The sequence below is a fragment of the Streptomyces sp. NPDC027672 genome, from assembly GCF_055566335.1.
The window spans coordinates 582,954-600,738 of sequence record NZ_JBVHSO010000004.1 but is presented as its reverse complement, the minus strand read 5'-3'; the positions used below and the strand labels follow the sequence as shown (position 1 = coordinate 600,738).

Annotated in this window: 18 protein-coding genes; 6 read left to right on the top strand and 12 right to left on the bottom strand. The window is 73.2% G+C overall.

Annotated elements, in window-relative coordinates; genetic code table 11:
• Window positions 1-32: 32 nt before the first annotated feature.
• Both ACZ4SV_RS13670 and ACZ4SV_RS13665 read right to left on the bottom strand, forming a co-directional pair.
• Window positions 33-860 carry a glutamate ABC transporter substrate-binding protein gene (locus ACZ4SV_RS13670; RefSeq protein WP_365877523.1) on the bottom strand — a complete coding sequence of 276 codons (828 nt, stop codon included), beginning with the start codon at window positions 858-860 and terminating at the stop codon, window positions 33-35.
• Between the two features lie 65 nt (window positions 861-925).
• A complete protein-coding gene (locus ACZ4SV_RS13665) occupies window positions 926-1,702 on the bottom strand; it encodes an amino acid ABC transporter ATP-binding protein (protein ID WP_365877525.1) in 777 nt (258 codons plus the stop codon).
• Window positions 1,703-2,004: 302 nt separating this feature from the next.
• Between ACZ4SV_RS13665 and ACZ4SV_RS13660 the strand changes: the two genes are divergently transcribed.
• Both ACZ4SV_RS13660 and ACZ4SV_RS13655 read left to right on the top strand, forming a co-directional pair.
• On the top strand, window positions 2,005-2,691 hold the full coding sequence (locus ACZ4SV_RS13660; protein ID WP_397943230.1) for a response regulator transcription factor: 687 nt from the start codon (window positions 2,005-2,007) through the stop codon (window positions 2,689-2,691).
• A 9-nt stretch (window positions 2,692-2,700) separates the two neighbouring features.
• Window positions 2,701-4,131, top strand: a complete 1,431-nt coding sequence (locus ACZ4SV_RS13655; RefSeq protein ID WP_468004092.1) for a sensor histidine kinase — start codon at window positions 2,701-2,703, stop codon at window positions 4,129-4,131.
• Between the two features lie 84 nt (window positions 4,132-4,215).
• Here the strand turns inward: ACZ4SV_RS13655 and ACZ4SV_RS13650 are convergent, their stop codons facing one another.
• Window positions 4,216-5,214 carry a TAXI family TRAP transporter solute-binding subunit gene (locus ACZ4SV_RS13650; RefSeq protein WP_468004090.1) on the bottom strand — a complete coding sequence of 333 codons (999 nt, stop codon included), beginning with the start codon at window positions 5,212-5,214 and terminating at the stop codon, window positions 4,216-4,218.
• A gap of 97 nt (window positions 5,215-5,311) precedes the next feature.
• Here ACZ4SV_RS13650 and ACZ4SV_RS13645 point away from each other — a divergent pair, with 97 nt between their 5' ends.
• Window positions 5,312-5,719, top strand: coding sequence for a pyrophosphohydrolase domain-containing protein (locus ACZ4SV_RS13645; RefSeq protein ID WP_365877534.1), 408 nt, complete (start codon window positions 5,312-5,314; stop codon window positions 5,717-5,719).
• 57 nt (window positions 5,720-5,776) lie between these two features.
• Here ACZ4SV_RS13645 and ACZ4SV_RS13640 read toward each other — a convergent pair whose 3' ends face one another.
• The 5 genes from ACZ4SV_RS13640 to ACZ4SV_RS13620 all read right to left on the bottom strand — a co-directional run bounded on the left by ACZ4SV_RS13640 (window position 5,777) and on the right by ACZ4SV_RS13620 (window position 10,773).
• The gene (locus ACZ4SV_RS13640; protein WP_468004088.1) at window positions 5,777-6,220 is read right to left on the bottom strand and encodes a MarR family winged helix-turn-helix transcriptional regulator; all 444 of its coding nucleotides are present in this window, start codon (window positions 6,218-6,220) and stop codon (window positions 5,777-5,779) included.
• A 60-nt stretch (window positions 6,221-6,280) separates the two neighbouring features.
• Window positions 6,281-6,640 carry a DUF6204 family protein gene (locus ACZ4SV_RS13635; RefSeq protein WP_365877538.1) on the bottom strand — a complete coding sequence of 120 codons (360 nt, stop codon included), beginning with the start codon at window positions 6,638-6,640 and terminating at the stop codon, window positions 6,281-6,283.
• 149 nt (window positions 6,641-6,789) lie between these two features.
• On the bottom strand, window positions 6,790-7,926 hold the full coding sequence (locus ACZ4SV_RS13630) for a lytic polysaccharide monooxygenase auxiliary activity family 9 protein (protein WP_468004085.1): 1,137 nt from the start codon (window positions 7,924-7,926) through the stop codon (window positions 6,790-6,792).
• Window positions 7,927-8,034: 108 nt separating this feature from the next.
• Complete coding sequence (locus ACZ4SV_RS13625; protein ID WP_468004083.1) at window positions 8,035-9,162, bottom strand: glycoside hydrolase family 12 protein; 1,128 nt, start codon at window positions 9,160-9,162, stop codon at window positions 8,035-8,037.
• A 579-nt stretch (window positions 9,163-9,741) separates the two neighbouring features.
• Window positions 9,742-10,773: a LacI family DNA-binding transcriptional regulator gene (locus tag ACZ4SV_RS13620; RefSeq protein WP_365877544.1), complete on the bottom strand. Its 1,032-nt coding sequence runs from the start codon at window positions 10,771-10,773 to the stop codon at window positions 9,742-9,744.
• 467 nt (window positions 10,774-11,240) lie between these two features.
• Between ACZ4SV_RS13620 and ACZ4SV_RS13615 the strand changes: the two genes are divergently transcribed.
• Window positions 11,241-12,062, top strand: a complete 822-nt coding sequence (locus ACZ4SV_RS13615) for an SDR family NAD(P)-dependent oxidoreductase (RefSeq protein WP_365877012.1) — start codon at window positions 11,241-11,243, stop codon at window positions 12,060-12,062.
• Window positions 12,063-12,170: 108 nt separating this feature from the next.
• Here ACZ4SV_RS13615 and ACZ4SV_RS13610 read toward each other — a convergent pair whose 3' ends face one another.
• Together ACZ4SV_RS13610 and ACZ4SV_RS13605 are read right to left on the bottom strand one after the other, a co-directional pair.
• Window positions 12,171-13,340 carry an MAB_1171c family putative transporter gene (locus ACZ4SV_RS13610; protein WP_468004081.1) on the bottom strand — a complete coding sequence of 390 codons (1,170 nt, stop codon included), beginning with the start codon at window positions 13,338-13,340 and terminating at the stop codon, window positions 12,171-12,173.
• Window positions 13,333-13,854: a regulator component gene (locus ACZ4SV_RS13605; RefSeq protein ID WP_365877016.1), complete on the bottom strand. Its 522-nt coding sequence runs from the start codon at window positions 13,852-13,854 to the stop codon at window positions 13,333-13,335. Before ACZ4SV_RS13605 ends, ACZ4SV_RS13610 begins: the two co-directional genes overlap by 8 nt.
• A 369-nt stretch (window positions 13,855-14,223) precedes the next feature.
• Between ACZ4SV_RS13605 and miaB the strand changes: the two genes are divergently transcribed.
• On the top strand, window positions 14,224-15,753 hold the full coding sequence (gene miaB, locus ACZ4SV_RS13600) for a tRNA (N6-isopentenyl adenosine(37)-C2)-methylthiotransferase MiaB (RefSeq protein WP_468004078.1): 1,530 nt from the start codon (window positions 14,224-14,226) through the stop codon (window positions 15,751-15,753).
• Window positions 15,754-16,013: 260 nt separating this feature from the next.
• Window positions 16,014-16,727 (top strand): class III extradiol dioxygenase subunit B-like domain-containing protein, encoded by a 714-nt coding sequence (locus ACZ4SV_RS13595; protein WP_468004076.1) that lies wholly within the window; start codon window positions 16,014-16,016, stop codon window positions 16,725-16,727.
• A gap of 88 nt (window positions 16,728-16,815) precedes the next feature.
• Here the strand turns inward: ACZ4SV_RS13595 and ACZ4SV_RS13590 are convergent, their stop codons facing one another.
• Both ACZ4SV_RS13590 and ACZ4SV_RS13585 read right to left on the bottom strand, forming a co-directional pair.
• On the bottom strand, window positions 16,816-17,187 hold the full coding sequence (locus ACZ4SV_RS13590) for an antitoxin (RefSeq protein WP_468004074.1): 372 nt from the start codon (window positions 17,185-17,187) through the stop codon (window positions 16,816-16,818).
• Window positions 17,188-17,218: 31 nt separating this feature from the next.
• Window positions 17,219-17,629: a hypothetical protein gene (locus ACZ4SV_RS13585; RefSeq protein WP_468004072.1), complete on the bottom strand. Its 411-nt coding sequence runs from the start codon at window positions 17,627-17,629 to the stop codon at window positions 17,219-17,221.
• Window positions 17,630-17,785 lie beyond the last annotated feature (156 nt).

Below are 17,785 nucleotides of genomic sequence, written 5' to 3'. Positions count from 1 at the left end.
CCGCGCGGACGGCGCACCCCTCGGGCGTTGCCTCAGCTCTTGATCTCGCCGATCTTCGGGGCGGGCTCGTTCTTGTAGCCGGCCGGGCCGAGGTTCTTGTCCACGGCCTTCTGCCAGGAACCGTCGGAGACCATCTCCTCCAGGGCCTTGTTGATCTTGGCCTTGAGGTCGCTGCCCTTCTTGACGCCGATGCCGTAGTTCTCGTTGGTCAGCTTCAGGCCGCCCAGCTTGAACTTGCCCTTGAACTGCGACTGGGCGGCGTAGCCGGCGAGGATCGAGTCGTCCGTGGTGAGGGCGTCGATCGCCTTGTTCTGCAGACCGGTCAGACAGGCGGAGTACGTCGGGTACTTCTGGAGCTGCGCCTTGGGGGCCAGCTTGTCCTTGACGTTCTGCGCCGAGGTGGAGCCGGTGACCGAGCACAGCCGCGCCTTGTTGAGGTCTGCGGCCGACTTGATCGAGGCGTCGTCCGCGCGGACCAGCACGTCCTGGTGGGCCAGCAGGTACGGGCCGGCGAAGTCGACCAGCTTCTGGCGCTCCGGCGTGATCGAGTACGAGGCGGCGATGAAGTCGACGTCACCGCGCTTCAGCATGGTCTCGCGGTCGGCGCTCTTCGACTCCTTCCACTCGATCTGGTCCTCCTTGTACCCCAGCTTCTCGGCGACGTAGGTGGCCACGTCCACGTCGAAGCCCGCGTACCCCTGCGGCGTCTTCTGGCCGATGCCCGGCTGGTCGTACTTGATGCCGATGGAGATCTTCTTGCCGCCGGAACCCTTGTCGTCGCTGTCGCCGCCGCACGCGGTGGCGGTCACGGACAGGGCGAGGAGGACGGCCGAGGCGGCGGTGACCTTGCGGAGCTTCATGCTGAACATCCTTCTGAGTGGTGAGGAACGAGTCCCTGGGGCATGTGCGGTGCGGGCCGCGCCGGTCAGTGGTGCAGGATCTTGGACAGGAAGTCCTTGGCCCGGTCGCTGCGCGGGTTGCTGAAGAACTGGTCGGGCGTGGCCTGTTCGACGATCCGGCCGTCCGCCATGAAGACGACCCGGTTCGCGGCCGAACGCGCGAAGCCCATCTCGTGCGTGACGACGATCATCGTCATGCCCTCACGCGCGAGCTGCTGCATGACCTCCAGCACCTCGTTGATCATCTCGGGGTCGAGGGCGGAGGTCGGCTCGTCGAACAGCATGACCTTCGGGCCCATCGCCAGCGCCCGCGCGATCGCCACGCGCTGCTGCTGGCCGCCGGAGAGCTGGGCGGGGTACTTGTCCGCCTGGGTGCCCACGCCGACCCGGTCCAGCAGGGCGCGGGCCTTCTCCTCGGCCTGCTTCTTGTCGGCCTTGCGGACCTTGACCTGACCCAGCATCACGTTCTCGAGCACGGTCTTGTGCGCGAAGAGGTTGAACGACTGGAAGACCATCCCGACGTCCGCCCGCAGCCGGGCCAGCTCCCGGCCCTCGTGCGGCAGCGGCTTGCCGTCGATCGTGATGGTGCCCGAGTCGATCGTCTCCAGACGGTTGATGGTGCGGCACAGCGTCGACTTCCCGGACCCGGAGGGCCCGATGACCACGACGACCTCGCCGCGGGCGATCGTCAGGTCGATGTCCTGGAGCACGTGCAACGCGCCGAAGTGCTTGTTGACGCTCTTCAGGACGACCAGTTCGTCGGACGTGGCCACGTCTTCCTTGGCCACCGGTACTTTGGTCATCGCTCTCGGGCTCCGTCCTCCTCGGGTTTCCGAGGACAGTAGTGAGCCGCGTGACCTGCGTCATCACATCTGAGGGAGATCTGAGCATCACGATCCGATAGCAATCGGACACGTGTCGTAGTACAGGGGGCCGGTGCGCGTATCGGCCGGATAACGGAAGGGACGGGCAACCTGAACCCTCTTGACGCCGTCCTGTTCCATCGGCGTCACTGCCATGGTGCACGCGCGCGTGCCGGTGATCCGCCGCCGTGCACGACGGACGGGACCGAGACCGAACGACCGCTGAACCGGAGGGGGCCGGGATGAGACTGCTGCTCGTCGAGGACGACAACCACGTCGCCGCGGCCCTGTCGGCCGTCCTCGCACGGCACGGCTTCCAGGTCACCCACGCGCGCAGCGGCGAGGAGGCCCTCCAGGCACTCGTCCCCGAGGGCGACGGCTTCGGCGTCGTCCTGCTCGACCTCGGCCTGCCCGACCAGGACGGCTACGAGGTCTGCGGCAAGATACGCAAGCGCACCACCACCCCGGTCATCATGGTCACCGCCCGCGCCGACGTCCGCTCCCGCATCCACGGGCTCAACATGGGCGCCGACGACTACGTCGTGAAGCCGTACGACACCGGGGAACTGCTCGCCCGGATCCACGCCGTCAGCCGGCGCACCGCCCACGAGGACCCCGCCACCGGCGGCGGGAGCGCCCTGCTGCTCGGCCCGGTCCGCATCGAACTGCCCACCCGCCAGGTCAGCGTGGACGGCGTGGTGATCCAGCTGACCCGCAAGGAGTTCGACCTGCTCGCCCTGCTCGCGCAGCGGCCCGGGGTGGTCTTCCGGCGGGAGCAGATCATCAGCGAGGTCTGGCGCACCAGTTGGGAGGGCACCGGCCGCACCCTGGAGGTGCACGTCGCCTCCCTGCGCGGCAAACTCCGCATGCCCGCGCTGATCGAGACCGTACGCGGCGTCGGGTACCGGCTCGTCGCCCCGGCCGCCTAGCGGGGACGGGTGCGCACCCGGCTGCTGCCGCTGCTCATCGTCCTGCTGGCGGCCGTCCTGCTCGCGCTCGGCCTGCCGCTCGCCGCCAGCGTGGCCGCCGCACAGCAGCAGCGGGTCGTCGTCGACCGGATCGACGACACGGCCCGGTTCGCCTCGCTCGCCCAGTTCGTCACCGACGCGCCCGGCGGCTCCCGCCGCACCACCACGGACGAACGCCTGGAGAGCCTGCGCAGCGAACTGGAGAGCTACTACGGCGTCTACGGCATCCGCGCGGGCGTCTTCTACCGCAACGGCCGCCAGGCGATGGCCAACGCGCCCGGCAACTGGGCCGTACCGGGCACCGGCGAGGTGCGCAGGGCGTTCGACGAGGCGCTGCTGAGCCGGCGCAGCCACGACCCGCCGCAGGCGTGGCCCTGGCAGCGCAGCCGGCTCGTCGTCGCCTCGCCGGTGATCCGGGACGGCGACGTCGTCGCGGTCGTGGTCACCGACTCGCCCACCGGGCAGCTCCGTTCCCGGATCCTGCGCGGCTGGCTGTTCATCGGCGCCGGCGAGATCGCGGCCATGCTGCTCGCCGTCGGCGCGGCGCTCAGGCTGACCGGCTGGGTGCTGCGGCCGGTCCGGGTCCTGGACGCCACCACCCACGACATCGCCACCGGGCGGCTGAAGTCCCGGGTCGCGGTCGCGGGCGGCCCGCCGGAACTCAGACGGCTGGCCCGTTCGTTCAACGAGATGGCGGACAACGTCGAGGCCGTGCTGGAGCAGCAGCGCGCCTTCGTCGCCGACGCCTCGCACCAACTGCGCAACCCGCTCGCGGCGCTGCTGCTGCGCATCGAACTGCTCGCCCTGGAACTGCCCGAGGACAACGCGGAGATCGCCTCGGTCCGCACCGAGGGCAAGCGCCTCGCGCAGGTCCTGGACGGCCTGCTCGACCTGGCGCTGGCCGAGCACGCCGAGGCCGACCTCCGGCTGACCGACATCGGCGCGCTGGCCGGGGAACGGCTGGCCGCGTGGGCGCCGGCCGCCCGCGCCAGAGGCGTCCTGCTGACCGGTGACTGCCCGCCCGTCACCGGCTGGGCGGACCCGATCGCCCTGTCCAGCGCCCTGGACGCGGTGGTCGACAACGCCGTGAAGTTCACGCCCGAGGGCGGCACGGTGCGGATCACGGTCTTCGCCGACGGCGGCACCACCTCGGTCGTCGTCACGGACACCGGCCCCGGCCTGACCGACGAGGAACTCGCGCGCGTGGGCGACCGGTTCTGGCGCAGCGGCCGGCACCAGAACGTCAACGGCTCGGGCCTCGGCCTGTCCGTCACCCGCGCCCTGCTCGCGGCGGGCGGCGGCTCGATCGACTACGCCCACCACGAGCCGTGCGGGCTGCGGGTGACCGTCAGGGTGCCCCGGTACGCGGAACACGCCCGGGGCACCACGGACGCCCGCTGACACCGGGCGTCCATTGACACCGGGCGTCCGCCGACACCGGGCTGCGGGGCCGCCGGGCTGCCGGGCCGGTGCCCGCCGTGCGCGCTACGGCTTGACCGACCGGTAGTAGCGCCGGGCGCCCTCCTGGAGCGGCAGCGGATCGGTGTAGATGGCGGTGCGCAGATCGACGAGCTGCGCGGAGTGGACGTGGGCGCCGATGCCGTCCCGGCTCTTGATCACCGTGCGGGTCAGCCACTCGGTCAGCCGGGGATCGACGTCCGTACGGGTCATCAGCACGTTGGACACGGCGATCGTCGGCACCTGCGTGCCCTGCTGTATGCGCGGATAGGCCGACTCGGGGATGTTCGTGGACCGGTAGTAGCGCGCCGCCGCACCCTGGGCGTGCAGCCGGGCCACGAGGTCGTCGCCGATCGGCACGAACCGGAAGGCACCCTCCTGCGCCAGCCCGGACAGCCCCTTCGTGGGCAGCCCGCCGGACCAGAAGAAGGCGTCGATCTTCCCCTCCCGCAGCCGCGCGGGCCCGGTGTCGATGCCGTCCGCCGACGGCGTGATGTCCTCGCGCGGGTCGATGCCGGCGGCCTCCAGCACCCGGTCGGCTATCAGCCGCACCCCCGAGTGGGGCAGCCCGGTCGCCACCCGCCGGTGCCGCAGGTCCGCGACGCTCCGGATGTCCGAGCCGCGGGGCACGATGAGGTGCACGTAGTCGTCGTAGAGCCGGGCCACACCGCGCAGCCGTCCGGCGCCGCTGCCGTGCCCCAGCTCGTACGTCGCCACCGCGTCGGCCGCCGCGATGGTGAAGTCGGCCTGCCCGGTCGCCACCCGCTCGACGTTCTCCTGGGAGCCGGCGCTGTTGAGCAGCTTCACCCGCACTCCCGGCATGTCCTTGCCCATCTCGGCGCGCAGCCGCTCGCCGTACTCCTGGTAGACGCCGCGGGGCGTACCGGTGCTGAACACGATCGTCCCGCTCGGCGGTTCCTCGCCCAGCGGCAGCAGCCACCACAGCAGCAGCCCGAGGGCCACGGCACCGACGGCCGGGACCCACAGCGCTCTGCGCCCGCCGGCCCGGGCGAACATCTTGGACATGCGGCGATCCTGCCAGCCGGCGCACGACGCTGACCAGGGCCGCGAGCACAGCGGTCACGGCCGGGGCGTTGTCGGTGGCGGCCGTTACAGTCGCCGTATGAGTACTTCGCCCGCCCGCCTCGTCCAGGAGTTCCACCGCGCCTTCGGTCTCGACGTCCGCGGCACGCCGACGGAGGTGGACCCGGAACTGGCCGCCCACCGCGGCGACCTGCTCGCGGAGGAGGCCGCAGAGGTGGCCGAGGTCGCGGTGGACGGACCACTGGACCGGCTCGCGCACGAGCTGGCCGACGTGGTGTACGTCGCCTACGGCACGGCCCTGGTGCACGGCATCGACCTCGACGAGGTGATCGCCGAGGTGCACCGCGCCAACATGAGCAAGATCGGCCCCGACGGCCGGATCGCCCGCCGCGCCGACGGCAAGGTGCTCAAGGGCGATCACTACGAGGCCCCGGACGTGTCGGCCGTACTGCGCCGCCAGGGCTGGATACCGGGCGGCGCGGCCTGACGGTCGCGGGGCTGCACGGGGGAGCGGGGAGCCGGGTCCAGGGTGGTGCTCCGGTGCTCAGTGGTCCCGCAGGCCCGTGCCGCCCAGGCGGGTCAGCAGGGTCGCGAGGTGTGCGAGGTCCGTGGCCGGCCAGGACGGGCCGGCGAACAGCTCGGCGGCGGTCTCCTCGGCCGTCACCCGCATCTCCGCCAGCCGGCGCCGGCCCGTCGCGGTCAGCGCCGCGTACGCCACCCGCGCGTCCCGGGCGTCCGGTTCCCGGGTCACCAGCCCGATCCGCTCCAGCGGGGCCAGCCCCCGGGTCACCCCGGAGGCGGTCAGCCCCAGCGCCTCGGCCAGGTCCACCCGGCGCATCCGGGCACCGGGGGCCTGGCCCAGCCGGAGCAGCAGGGTGAAGTCGGCGAGGCTGACGCCGTGCAGCCCGCCGAGCCGCGCGTCGAAGCGCCGTACGACCGTCGCCTGCGCCCGTACCAGCCGCAGCGCCGCGTCCAGGGGCTCGCTCATCGCGCCCGCCTCCCCGATTCCCTTGCCGACTCCTTGACTACTCAAGTTTAGGGCCGCGGTTCACGAGCCGGCCGTCCGGGCGGCGCGGCGCTGCCGTTTGCCCAGCGGGGCCTGGGACAGGTCCTCGGCGGTGCTCCGCAGGTGCTTGAAGCCGTAGCCGCGCTCGGCCAGCCAGGACGCGGCCGTCTTCTCCGCCCGTTCCGTCGCCGCCAGGATGTCGTCCTCCTTCTCGCCCGTGGCGGAGAAGCGGAAGGCGAAGGCGGGCCGGGCGGCGATGTCGTAGGTGAGGGTGCCCTCGGCGGTGAAGGCGGCGCGCAGGACGTCGTGGTCGGCGGCGTCGGCGAGCAGGGCGGCACGCTGGGCCTCGGTGAGGCCGTCGAAGGTGCCGCGGACGATGATGCGGAAGGTCCGTGTGGTCATGGCGCGACTGTAGGCACCGGGACGCCGCAACCTCCACCGGGTTTGCCGCGGTTGCCGTCCCCGGGGCCGGGCGCCGGGGCGGTCCGGGAAGCGGAACGCACCGCCTCCCCGGGTGCGGGCGGGGGAGGCGGTGCGCGGCGTGCGGTGCGCTAGGAGGCGCTCTGCGCCGTGGCGCAGCCGATCGATCCGGCGGGGAGGTTGTTGCCGGTGGAGGTGGCGGTGAAGCCGAAGGTGGTGGTGCCGTCGGCGGGTACCACCCGGTTGTAGTCCGCGTTGCGGACCGTGACCGTACCGTCGGAGGCGGTGGCCGACGTCCCGTTCCACACGCTGCTGATCTTGGTCCCGGTGCCGGGCTTCCAGGTCACGGCCCAGCCGTCGAGCGGGGCGGTGCCGTGGTTCATGACCTCGACGGTCGCCTGGAAGCCGCCGCTCCAGGAGCTGACCACGGAGTAGGTGGCCATGCAGGAACCGGTGTGCGGGTCCGTGGGGGTCGGCGTCGGGGTTGGCGTCGGGGTCGGGGTGGGCGTCGGAGTCGGGGTCGGGGTGGGTGTCGGGGTGGGCGTGCCGGTGGAGCCGCCGATGCCCGTCACCTCGCCGTGGCCGCCGTCGAAGACGACGTCGGAGCAGGAGAAGAAGTTCTCCTGGCTGTCCGAGCGCACCCACTGGATGAAGATCAGGGCGTCACCGGAGCGGCCGGAGGGCAGCTTCAGGTCCCAGTAGTAGTGGCCGCCGTCGGTGCCCGGCGAGCCCTGCTGGGGCGGGTTGGTGACCGTCTGGATCAGGTCGAGGTCGGCCCAGCGCAGCGCGGAGGCGGACGACCAGCCGGGCTTGGTGACGTACACCCGGAAGTCACCCGGGTGCGCCGCCCAGTTGCTGTACTGCGCCTGGATCGTCGCCCCGCTGGTCAGATGGGTCCGCGGCCAGTCCGAGCGGGCCGCGTTGTAGGCGGAGAAGTCGTACGGCGACCGGTCGCCGGCGCTGCACAGGGTGCCGTCCGGGACGTAACCGGCACCGCGCCCGCCGGCGTTGGAGTCCAGGACCGCGAACCAGTTGTACAGCGCGTTGGCGCCGCTCTTGGCCAGCGCGTCCTTGCACGCCGGGTTGGTCGGGTTCAGCCCGCCGGTCGCCGTGCGGCCGTCCAGGTAACACAGATAGGTACGGGATCCGGGCAGCATCGCGACCCCGTGCGCCTTGGCACTGCCCTGCCCCAACAGGGCCAGGCCGAGCGCCATCAGCAGGGTCGACAAGGCCGCCGCGACCGACAGGAGCCTGCCGCGTCGGGCCATCGTTCTCTCCTTCCGCTGGATCGGACGGGCGGTACGCCCCGGGTGGTTGTCGTCCGGTGGTTGACTCATGTGCGCTCCTCCTGCCGGATGCGTGGACGCGCGGACCTGTCATGCGGTGGTGCAGGCGGTTCCGTTCAGGCTGAAACCGGCGGGCGCGGCGAACGTCCCGCCGTACGTGCCCTGGAAGCCGAAGCTCACCCGGGCGCCGGGCGCGATCTGGCCGTTGTGCGCGAGGTTCGTCGCCGTGACCGCGCCGGAGGACGGCGAGACGGCGGCGTTCCAGGCGCTGGTGACGCGCTGTCCGGCGGGCAGGGTGAAGCCGAGCCGCCAGCCGTCGACCGGGGTGGCGGCGGTGTTGGCGACGGTGACGTCGGCGGAGAAGCCGCCCGGCCAGACGTTCGTCGCGTAGGTCACCGCGCAGGCGGCCGGAGTGCCGGGGCCGCCCGGGGAGCCGCCGCCGGTGTTGACGGTGGAGGAGAAGGAGTTCACGGCGAGCCCGGCGCCGTTCTGCCAGGGCTCGAAGCCGGCCTGGACGCTCGTCAGGTACCAGTCGTTCTGCGCCAGTCCGCGGGAGACGGCCTGTCGTGCGAAGTCCATGACGTCGAAGCCCCAGCTCTGGATCGCCGACGGGGCGACGAAGGACAGCACGTCGTTGGAGCCGTTGTTGCCGGACCACACCTGCCACTGGCGTCCGGCCACGGTCGCGGTGCCGACCTGCGAGCCCACGGGCTGGATCGAGCCGACCTTGTTGTACCAGACCATGATCTCGGTCCGGTTCACGCCGTCGGTACGGGGCGTGGGGTCGAGCCAGATGTCGTACGCGGCGTCGTACACCGCGTTGCTCACATAGCCGTACGAGATGCTGGTCGGCGCGCTGGAGATGGCGCTGAGCCGGGCCGGCAGGCTGGTGCCGGGCGAGCAGTTGGTGTAGTGGCAGCCGTTGAAGACGGACGGGTACGACTTCGGGCCGCCGTTCGTCGGCACCGAACCGTCGGCCTGGGTGATCCGGAATCCGGTGTCCGTGACGTTGATGCACTGGGGCTGGCTGGTGCCCCAGCGGTTGTTCTGGACGACGTAACGTCCCTGGATCGTCGTCGAGCCGTACTGTTCGCAGATCGCGGTGTCGGCGTGTGCCGCGGGGGCCGTGGTGAGCACGGCCGCCAGTGCGGCGAGTGCGGCGAGGAGCGCGCCGAACAGGCCACTCGCTCCACGTGCAGAGTGCTTTGACGGTCGCATGCGGGTCCTCTCGGGGACGGTCGGGTGGCGGGAGCGCTCCAAGGCGGGGGAAGGTGGGAGCGCTCCCATTACCTCCGTTGGGGGGACTGTAAGGAGAGTCCATGTCCCTGACAAGGTGGTGCGCGCGGACTGTGTCGAAGAGGTTTCGACGGTGCAGGTGGGAGGGGTGGGAGGTGGAGGGGTGGGGGTGATGGGAGCGCTCCCGGGGATGGTTGTGGGCACTCCTGGCTCCCTCAGCCCGCCCCGCACGTGCCCTCCAGTAGGCCCCGCCGCAGCGCCCCCCACACGCATCCGCCCCCGCCCCATACGCCCTCGGGCGAGCCACGTTGCCGGGCCGTCGGTGCCCTGCTTCGGGGCGTGAGCCGGAGCCCCACGTGGCCGGGTCGGCGGAAAGAACCGGTGCGCGCCCGGCCGGGGGTTTGCCCGGTGCACGCGCCCGGCGGGGGCCGGCCCCGGGCCGGGTTCCGGCGGGGGTCGGCCCCTGGGCCGGATCGCGCCGCCCAGGGTCGGGTTGAGGCGGGAGTCGGCCGGGTTGCGGCGGGGGTCGGTCCGGGCCCTGTTGCGGTCGGGCCGTGGTCGTCAGGCCGAGTCGCGCAGGACCAGTTCCGTGCGGAGGATGACGTGGCGCCAGGCCACCGACGGTTCGTCCAGCTCGTCCAGTTCCTCCAGCAGGAGCCGGATCATGGCCCGGCCGATCTCCGCCACCGGCTGACGGACCGTGGTCAGCCGGGGCTGGGTCCGCTCGGCCAGCGGGAAGTCGTCGAACCCGATGACGGCGACGTCCTGCGGAACCCGGCGGCCCGCGGCGCGCAGTTCCCTGAGCGCACCGGCCGCCGTGGTGTCCGACGCGGCGAGCACACCGTCGATCTCCGGGTGCCGGGCCAGCAGCCGGGCCATGGCGCGCTGACCGCTCTCCTCCGTGAAGTCGCCCTCGGCGATCCAGGACCCGTCCGTCCCCAGCCCGGCCGAGACCAGTGCCTCGCGGTAGCCGCGCAGCCGGCACTGGGCGGCGTACATGTCGAGCGGCCCGGTGATCGTGGCGATCGCCCTGCGGCCCGTGGCCAGCAGATGGGAGACCGCCGTACGGGCGCCGCCGGTGTTGTCCGCGTCGACGTAACTGACCCGCTCGTCCCCCGAGCGGCGGCCCAGCAGCACGGTCGGCAGCCGGGCCTCGGCCAGCATGTCGGGCAGCGGGTCGTCGGCGTGCACGGACATCATCAGCACGCCGTCGACCCGGCCGCCGCGGGCGTACTCCAGGAAGCGCCGCCGTTCGGCGTCCGAGCGGACCAGGGTCAGCAGCAGCTGCATCCCGGTGTCGGCCAGCGCGTCGCCGAGCGAGCTGACGATCTCGGAGAAGAACGGCTCGGCGAACATCCGCCAGTCCGGCTCCGTCATGACGAGCGCGACGGCGTCGGCACGCCGTCCGGCCAGGGACCGGGCCGCGAGATTGGGCACGTACCCCAGCTCGGCGATGGCCTGCTGTACGGCCTGGCGCGTCGAATCCTTCACGCCGGCCGCGTTGTTGACGACGCGGGAGACCGTGCCCCGGCCCACTCCTGCGCGGGCGGCCACCTCCTCCAGCGTCGGTGTGTCAGGGCGCCGCCTGCCCATGGACACCTCCCCCCAAGAGATCCCCGATCTTACGATTCCGGGGCCGCCGCGCACACGGCTTCTTGTGGACGACGGCCGGAGACCGACCACGGGAACCGGTCCGCCCACCGGTCCGCCGTGGCCGACGGGCACCCCGGCACGGCCGGCGGGCCGCGACCGCGCCCTGGTGTCGCGGGCGCCGAGGCCGCCGGGTGCGCCGGTGCGGCCGCCCGGTGCACCGGGGCACGGGCCGGTGGCGGCGCGGGAGGGCCGGCGCGGTCCGTCCCGGGACCCGGCCGGGACGGACCGCGCCGGGTCCGGACCCCGTGCGGACGGCCGGACCGGTTCGTCCCGGGGCCGGCCGGGCGCTGGCCGGAAGTCGTCACCGCAAGATCGGCGGGATCTAAGCTCGGACCCGCTTGCTGGTGAACTCGTCGATCTCGGCGATCTCGTGGATCTGGTCGATCCGGATGAAGGGGCCTGAACTGGTGGAGGACAAGCGGGTTGTCGTCGTGACCGGCGGAGGTTCGGGCATCGGCCAGGCCACCGCCCGGCTGCTCGGCGAGGCGGGGCACCACGTGGTCGTCTCCGGGCGGCGGCCCGAGCCGCTGGAGCGCCTCGCGCGGGAGACCGGCGCGCTGGCGCACCCCTCCGACGTCGGTGACCCCGACGCGGCCGAGGGACTCGTCCAGGCGGCCCTGGATGCCTACGGCCGGCTCGACGGTGTGGTGCTGAACGCGGGCATCGGGCGCGGCGGCGCCGTCGGGGACATGTCACTCAAGGACTGGGACGAGGTGATGCGCATCAACGTCACCGGGCCGCTGCTCCTGCTGCGCGCCGCGATCCCGCACCTGCTGGAGTCCCGTGGCGCGGTGGTCGCCGTGGCCTCGGTGTCCGCCCTGCGCAACGGCACGAGCAACGCCCCGTACGCCACCTCCAAGGCGGCCCTGCTCCAGTTGTGCCGGTCCGTCGCCGTCGACTACGGGCGGCAGGGCGTGCGGGCCAACACCGTGTGCCCGGGATGGGTGCGGACCGAGATGGCCGACCGGCGCATGACGCGCTTCGCCGAGGAGGCGGACCTGCCGGGCGGCGACAAGGAGGCCGCGTACGCGGAGGCCACCAGGCTGCTGCCCCAGGGCCGCCCGGGCGAGCCGCGCGAGGTCGCGGAGGCCATCGCCTGGCTGCTGTCGCCGGCCGCGTCGTACGTCAACGGAGCGGTGCTCACCGTCGACGGCGGAGCGACCGCCATCGACCCCGGCACCCTCGCGTTCGACTACCGCATCACCCCCCGCGACGGCGCCACCTCCTGAGCCCACCGGGCCCCGGCCGGCACGCCGTAGCCGAGGGGACCCACAAGGCCAGGGGGCGGTTCCCCCTTCAGGCTGCCTCGCGGCGCCCGGCGGCCTACGCGCCGTGGTTCAGGGGGACTCGCAGGCGCCGGTGGTCCGGGCGGGCCGGGTGTGGCAGGGCAGCGCGTCGGTCATCGCGGGCCACATGCGGGCGATCAGCAGCAGCGTCTCGGGGCTGCCGTGCGTCACCCCGGGCAGCGGGTGCGGGTCGGCCGGCGGCACCCCGCCGAGTACGGCGCGGCGGGCCTGGCCGACGACACCGGCGAGCGCGGCGGAGGCCAGCCGGTCGTGCCGCACCCCGGCCCGCCGGGCGTGCCGGTGCGCCTTCTCGTAGGCGTCCGGCCGCACGTACTGCTGGAGCGTCAGCAGCGCGTCGTACGTCTCGATGGTCTGCCGGTGTGCCTGGAGCGCCAGCGGATAGCGCAGGCGGAGCACTTCCTGGACCCGGGTCCGCCGGGGGCTGGCGAGGGCCACGTGGGGCACCGCGGTGACCAGGTCCCGCCACAGCGGCCACAGTTGCCAGGTGGTCCGCAGCGCGGTCGCCGACCGGGCCAGCGCGGTTGCGGTGGGCACCAGCAGCGAGGCCGCCCGCAGGAGGCCGTGGGCCGCCATGACGACGCTCAGCCAGGGCAGCAGGCCGGGCGCGAGGCCGTAGAGGTGGCAGAGGTAACCGGACCAGAAGACCAGGGCGAGGACGCTGCCCACCGCGAACAGCCGCAGCGACCAGACGAGATCGCGCTCGTCCGTGCGCAGGCTGTACCGCCAGCAGACCACCAGGGCGACCGCGTCCCCGGCGAGGTGGGCGGCGATGAGGATCAGCCAGTAGGCGGTCTCGGCGGACGCGGGCCGCTGCGCGGACGCCGTTCCCGCGGACGTCCGCCCGGCCCACAGCAGGTCCAGGACGAGCAGCGACACCAGCGCCGCCGTCAGCCCGACCGCCACGGAGCGGCGCAGCCGCGGGGAGCGGCCGGAGTCGATCACGAAGAGCAGGACCAGTCCCGCGCTGAGCACGCCGATCAGATTGCGGACCAGGGAGACCGTGTGGACGCCGACACCGGCGGACGTGAGCCCGGTGACGACCCGGGGTTGGAACAGCGTGATGGCGGTGGCCGCCGCCAGCACGGTGACCCACAGACCCCGCAGCCGCGGCCGGCGCAGCGCGGGCCGCGCCCGCCAGACCAGCGCGCACCACAGGGCGATGACGCCGGCGAGTCCGACCCGGGCCGCCAGCTCAGTCACCGGCGTCCGCCGTCACGCCCAGGAAGGCGCCGAGGCGTCCCAGGGGCCCGCCCACCCGGCCGGTCTTCCCGGCGCACTGGATCAGGCTGGCGATCATCTCGGCCTCCTGCTCCTCGGTGGTCGTGTAACTGGTTCTGGCCATCAGCCGTCTGACCAGTTGGGGCTGCGGAGGGCCCAGCAGCGGTCCGGCCGGCGGACCGCCGTCGTCCGTGACGCTCCGGTGGTGGTCGCACAGCACATGGCCGATCTCGTGCAGGATGATGTGCTCTTGGTGCAGCGGCGCGGTCCGGGGCTCGTAGAAGACGTAGTCGGCGTCGTCGGTGCCCAGCCACAGCCCGCACGCGCCGATGGCCGCGGCCTGCTCGGGCAGTTCCCTGAGCACCAGCGGGCGGCCCCTGAGTTCCTCCACCCGCGCGCGGACCGCCTCCAGGGAGAGCGACCGCTCCACCCCGAGGTCACGCAGGATCGCGGCGCACCGGCGCTGGAGCGCGGCGTGCTCGTTCGTTCTCCTCATCCGTGGTGTCACCCCCGTTCGCTGTTCTCACCGGCCGGAACGGCTGGAACGTCTCCCCGTCTCTGCTGCGCCGGGGGCGGCGGCGAACTCCCTGTGGCGTCTCACCGATCCACCTAAGCAGGTCGCCCGCCCTCTTGAACACGTCTGTTCGGGCTTTCGGACGCCCTTTGGCGGAAAACGTCTCCTGCCCGGCGCGGGCGGTGCCCGTTGCCCGCAGGGGCAGCGGACGGTGCCGACGGGACTGTTGTGACTGCCGTCACGGCACCGGGAACCGTACGTTCCGCCGCCCTCGCCCGGCACGGCGGACCGCCGGGCCGGGCCGCGGGACTCCGGGACACCGCCCGGCGCGGACCGCCTACCCTGGAACCCATGACCAGCAGCAGCGACCGGAGCCCGGCAGTGGACGTTCCCGCCCCCAAGAGTTACGAGATCCGCACCTACGGGTGCCAGATGAACGTCCACGACTCCGAGCGATTGGCCGGGCTGCTGGAAGAGGCCGGATACGTGCGGGCCCCCGAGGGGGCGGACGGCGACGCGGACGTCGTCGTCTTCAACACCTGCGCGGTCCGGGAGAACGCCGACAACCGGCTGTACGGCAACCTGGGCCGGCTCGCGCCGCGGAAGGCCTCGCGCCCCGGCATGCAGATCGCGGTCGGCGGCTGTCTCGCGCAGAAGGACCGCGACACCATCGTGAAGAAGGCGCCCTGGGTGGACGTCGTCTTCGGCACGCACAACATCGGCAAGCTGCCCGTGCTGCTGGAGCGCGCCCGCGTCCAGGAAGAGGCGCAGGTGGAGATCGCCGAGTCCCTGGAGACGTTCCCCTCCACGCTGCCCACCCGCCGCGAGAGCGCGTACGCGGCCTGGGTGTCCATCTCCGTGGGCTGCAACAACACCTGCACCTTCTGCATCGTGCCCGCCCTGCGCGGCAAGGAGAAGGACCGCCGGCCCGGCGACATCCTCGCCGAGATCGAGACCCTGGTCGGCGAGGGCGTCTCGGAGATCACGCTGCTCGGCCAGAACGTCAACGCCTACGGCTCCGACATCGGCGACCCCGAGGCCTTCAGCAAGCTGCTGCGCGCCTGCGGGAACATCGAGGGCCTGGAGCGGGTCCGCTTCACCTCCCCGCACCCCCGGGACTTCACGGACGACGTGATCGCGGCCATGGCCGAGACCCCGAACGTCATGCCCCAGCTGCACATGCCGCTCCAGTCCGGCTCGGACACGGTCCTGAAGGCGATGCGCCGCTCCTACCGCCAGGAGCGGTACCTCGGCATCATCGAGAAGGTGCGGGCCGCCATCCCGCACGCGGCGATCACCACCGACATCATCGTGGGCTTCCCCGGCGAGACCGAGGAGGACTTCGAGCAGACGCTGCACGTCGTCCGTGAGGCCCGGTTCGCCCAGGCCTTCACCTTCCAGTACTCCAAGCGGCCCGGCACGCCCGCCGCGACCATGGAGGACCAGATCCCCAAGGAGGTCGTGCAGGCGCGGTACGAGCGGCTCGTCGCCCTCCAGGAGGAGATCTCCTGGGAGGAGAACAAGAAGCAGGTCGGCCGCACCCTGGAGCTGATGGTCGCCGAGGGCGAGGGCCGCAAGGACGGCGCGACCCACCGCCTCTCCGGCCGCGCCCCCGACAACCGCCTGGTCCACTTCACCAAGCCGGACGAGGAGGTCCGCCCCGGCGACGTCGTCACCGTCGACATCACCTACGCCGCCCCGCACCACCTCCTCGCCGAGGGCCCCGTCCTCGCCGTGCGCCGCACGCGCGCGGGCGACGCCTGGGAGAAGCGGAACGCGGCTCAGGCCGCGAAGCCGGCGGGCGTGATGCTGGGCCTGCCGAAGATTGGCGCCCCGCAGCCGCTGCCGGTGGCCGCGGGAAGCGGCTGCGGCTGCGACTGACCCCGGGCCGCGGACGCGGCACGGGCGGCGAGCCGGCGCCGTGCGGTGCGGGCGCGGTACGACGGTGACACTGGGTCGCGGGCGTGGTACGGCGGTGACACGGGCGGCGCGGACGCGGTACGACGGCGACGCGGGGGCCCGAAAGCGGTACGGGCGGTGAGCCGGTGCTGAGCGGTCCGGCCGGGGGCTGACGTAGAGGAATAGGCGGTCCGGCCGGGGATCGACAGCGGCCGGCCGCCCGTGGGGCTACCCTGCCGATCATGCTTGTCGCCGCCGCAGTCTGTCCCTGTCCGCCACTGTTCGTGCCCGAGGTCGCCGCGGGCGCCGCTCCGGAACTGGACGCCGCTCGCGCGGCCTGCTCCGACGCGCTCGGCGTGCTCGCCGCCGCCCGCCCCGACCTGCTGGTCGTCGTCGGCACCGCCGGTCCGGACGGGCTCGGCACGTTCCCCCAGGGCGCCCCGGGCACCTTCCGCGGTTTCGGGGTCGACGTCGACGTACGCCTGGGAGCCGCCACCGGGCCCGTCCCCGAGCGCGAGCTGCCGGCCTCGCTGGCCGTCGGTGCCTGGCTGCTGGAGCGGACCGGCTGGGCCGACGCCCCGATCGAGGGACTCGGCGTCGCCGACACGCTGGAACCGGAGCGGTGCGCCGAGACCGGCCGCGCACTCGCCGGCCGGGCCGCGCGGGTGGCGCTGCTGGTCCTGGGCGACGCCAGCGCCTGCCGCACGCTGAAGGCACCGGGCTACCTGGACGAACGGGCGGCGCCCTTCGACGCGGAGGTCGCGCGGGCGCTCGGCGCGGCGGACCTGGCGGCCCTGCGCGCGCTGGACCCCGGACTCGCCCGTGAACTGCAGGCCGCCGGCCGCGCTCCCTGGCAGATCCTCGCCGGCGCGGCTCAGGACGCCGGCCTCACCGGCGCCCTGCTGTACGAGGGTGCGCCGTACGGCGTGGGGTATCTGGTCGCGGCCTGGTCCTGAGGCCGGGAGGGCAGGAGCGGCGGCGGAGGGCCGGGAGCCGTGTCGCTCCACGGCCGTCCGCCGCGCAGGCCGTGCCCACGGCCGAGGCTCAGGAAACCGGCGGTGGCCCCTCCGGGGGTGATCCCTCCGGGCGGGTCGGCGTCATCGGGTCGGGCGGCGGTGTCCTCGTACCGGTCGAAGACGTACCGCTAGTAGCCGTACCGGTCGAAGCCGCCGGTCCGGTCGACTCCGTCGTGCCGGTCGGTGACGCCGTCGGGCCGCTCTGCTGCGCGAGGCGGTCCACGGCCTCCTTGGCCTTGCCCGTGCCCGCCTGGATCTTGTCGCTGTACTTGCCCTTGGTCCGCTCGTCGACGGCCTTCGCGGCCTTGTCGAGCCCGTGCTGGACCTTGTCCCCGTGCTGCCGGGCGAGGTCCGAGACCTTGTCCTTGGCCGGGCCCAGCCTGGCCTTCATGCTGTCCATCAGACCCATGGTCCACCTTCCTCGCGGGCCGTTACCTGCGGGCGCCCTCGCCGGCCGCGCTGTCGGCGACCTGCCCGGCGGACTGCTGCCGGGGGATGCCGCCCTCGGACCCGCCGTCCCGGCCGGTGTCCGCCCGCGCGGTCACGGCCTCGCGCCTGTCCCCAGCCGCTTCGCCCGCGTCCGCCGCGGTCACCACACCGGTCGCGGCCACCGCGTCCGCCTCCCAGCCATCCCTCGCCTCCGCCACGACGGCCCCGGCTCCGGTCGCGTCCGCTCCTTCGGCGTCCGCTCCTTCCGGGTCCGCTCCGCCGGTCCACGCCGCCAACGCCCGGCCCGCCGGCTCCGCCTCGGCCCCGTCCGGCTCCAGACCGGTCCGGGCCGCCGCGTCCGACACCTCCGGAGCCGTCTTCGACCTGCCGAGAAGCCGTGCAAACACGCCCATATCCACTCCATACGGTACTCGTGCGGGCGAAATCCCGCGTCACCCGGTGCGTACGGTTGCGCCGCCCGGGTTTCCGCCCCCGGCAGCCCGGCGGGCGGCGTCTCGCCCCGGGCAACGAACCCGGGAAGCGCCCTGTCACGTAACTCGTTCGAGAGC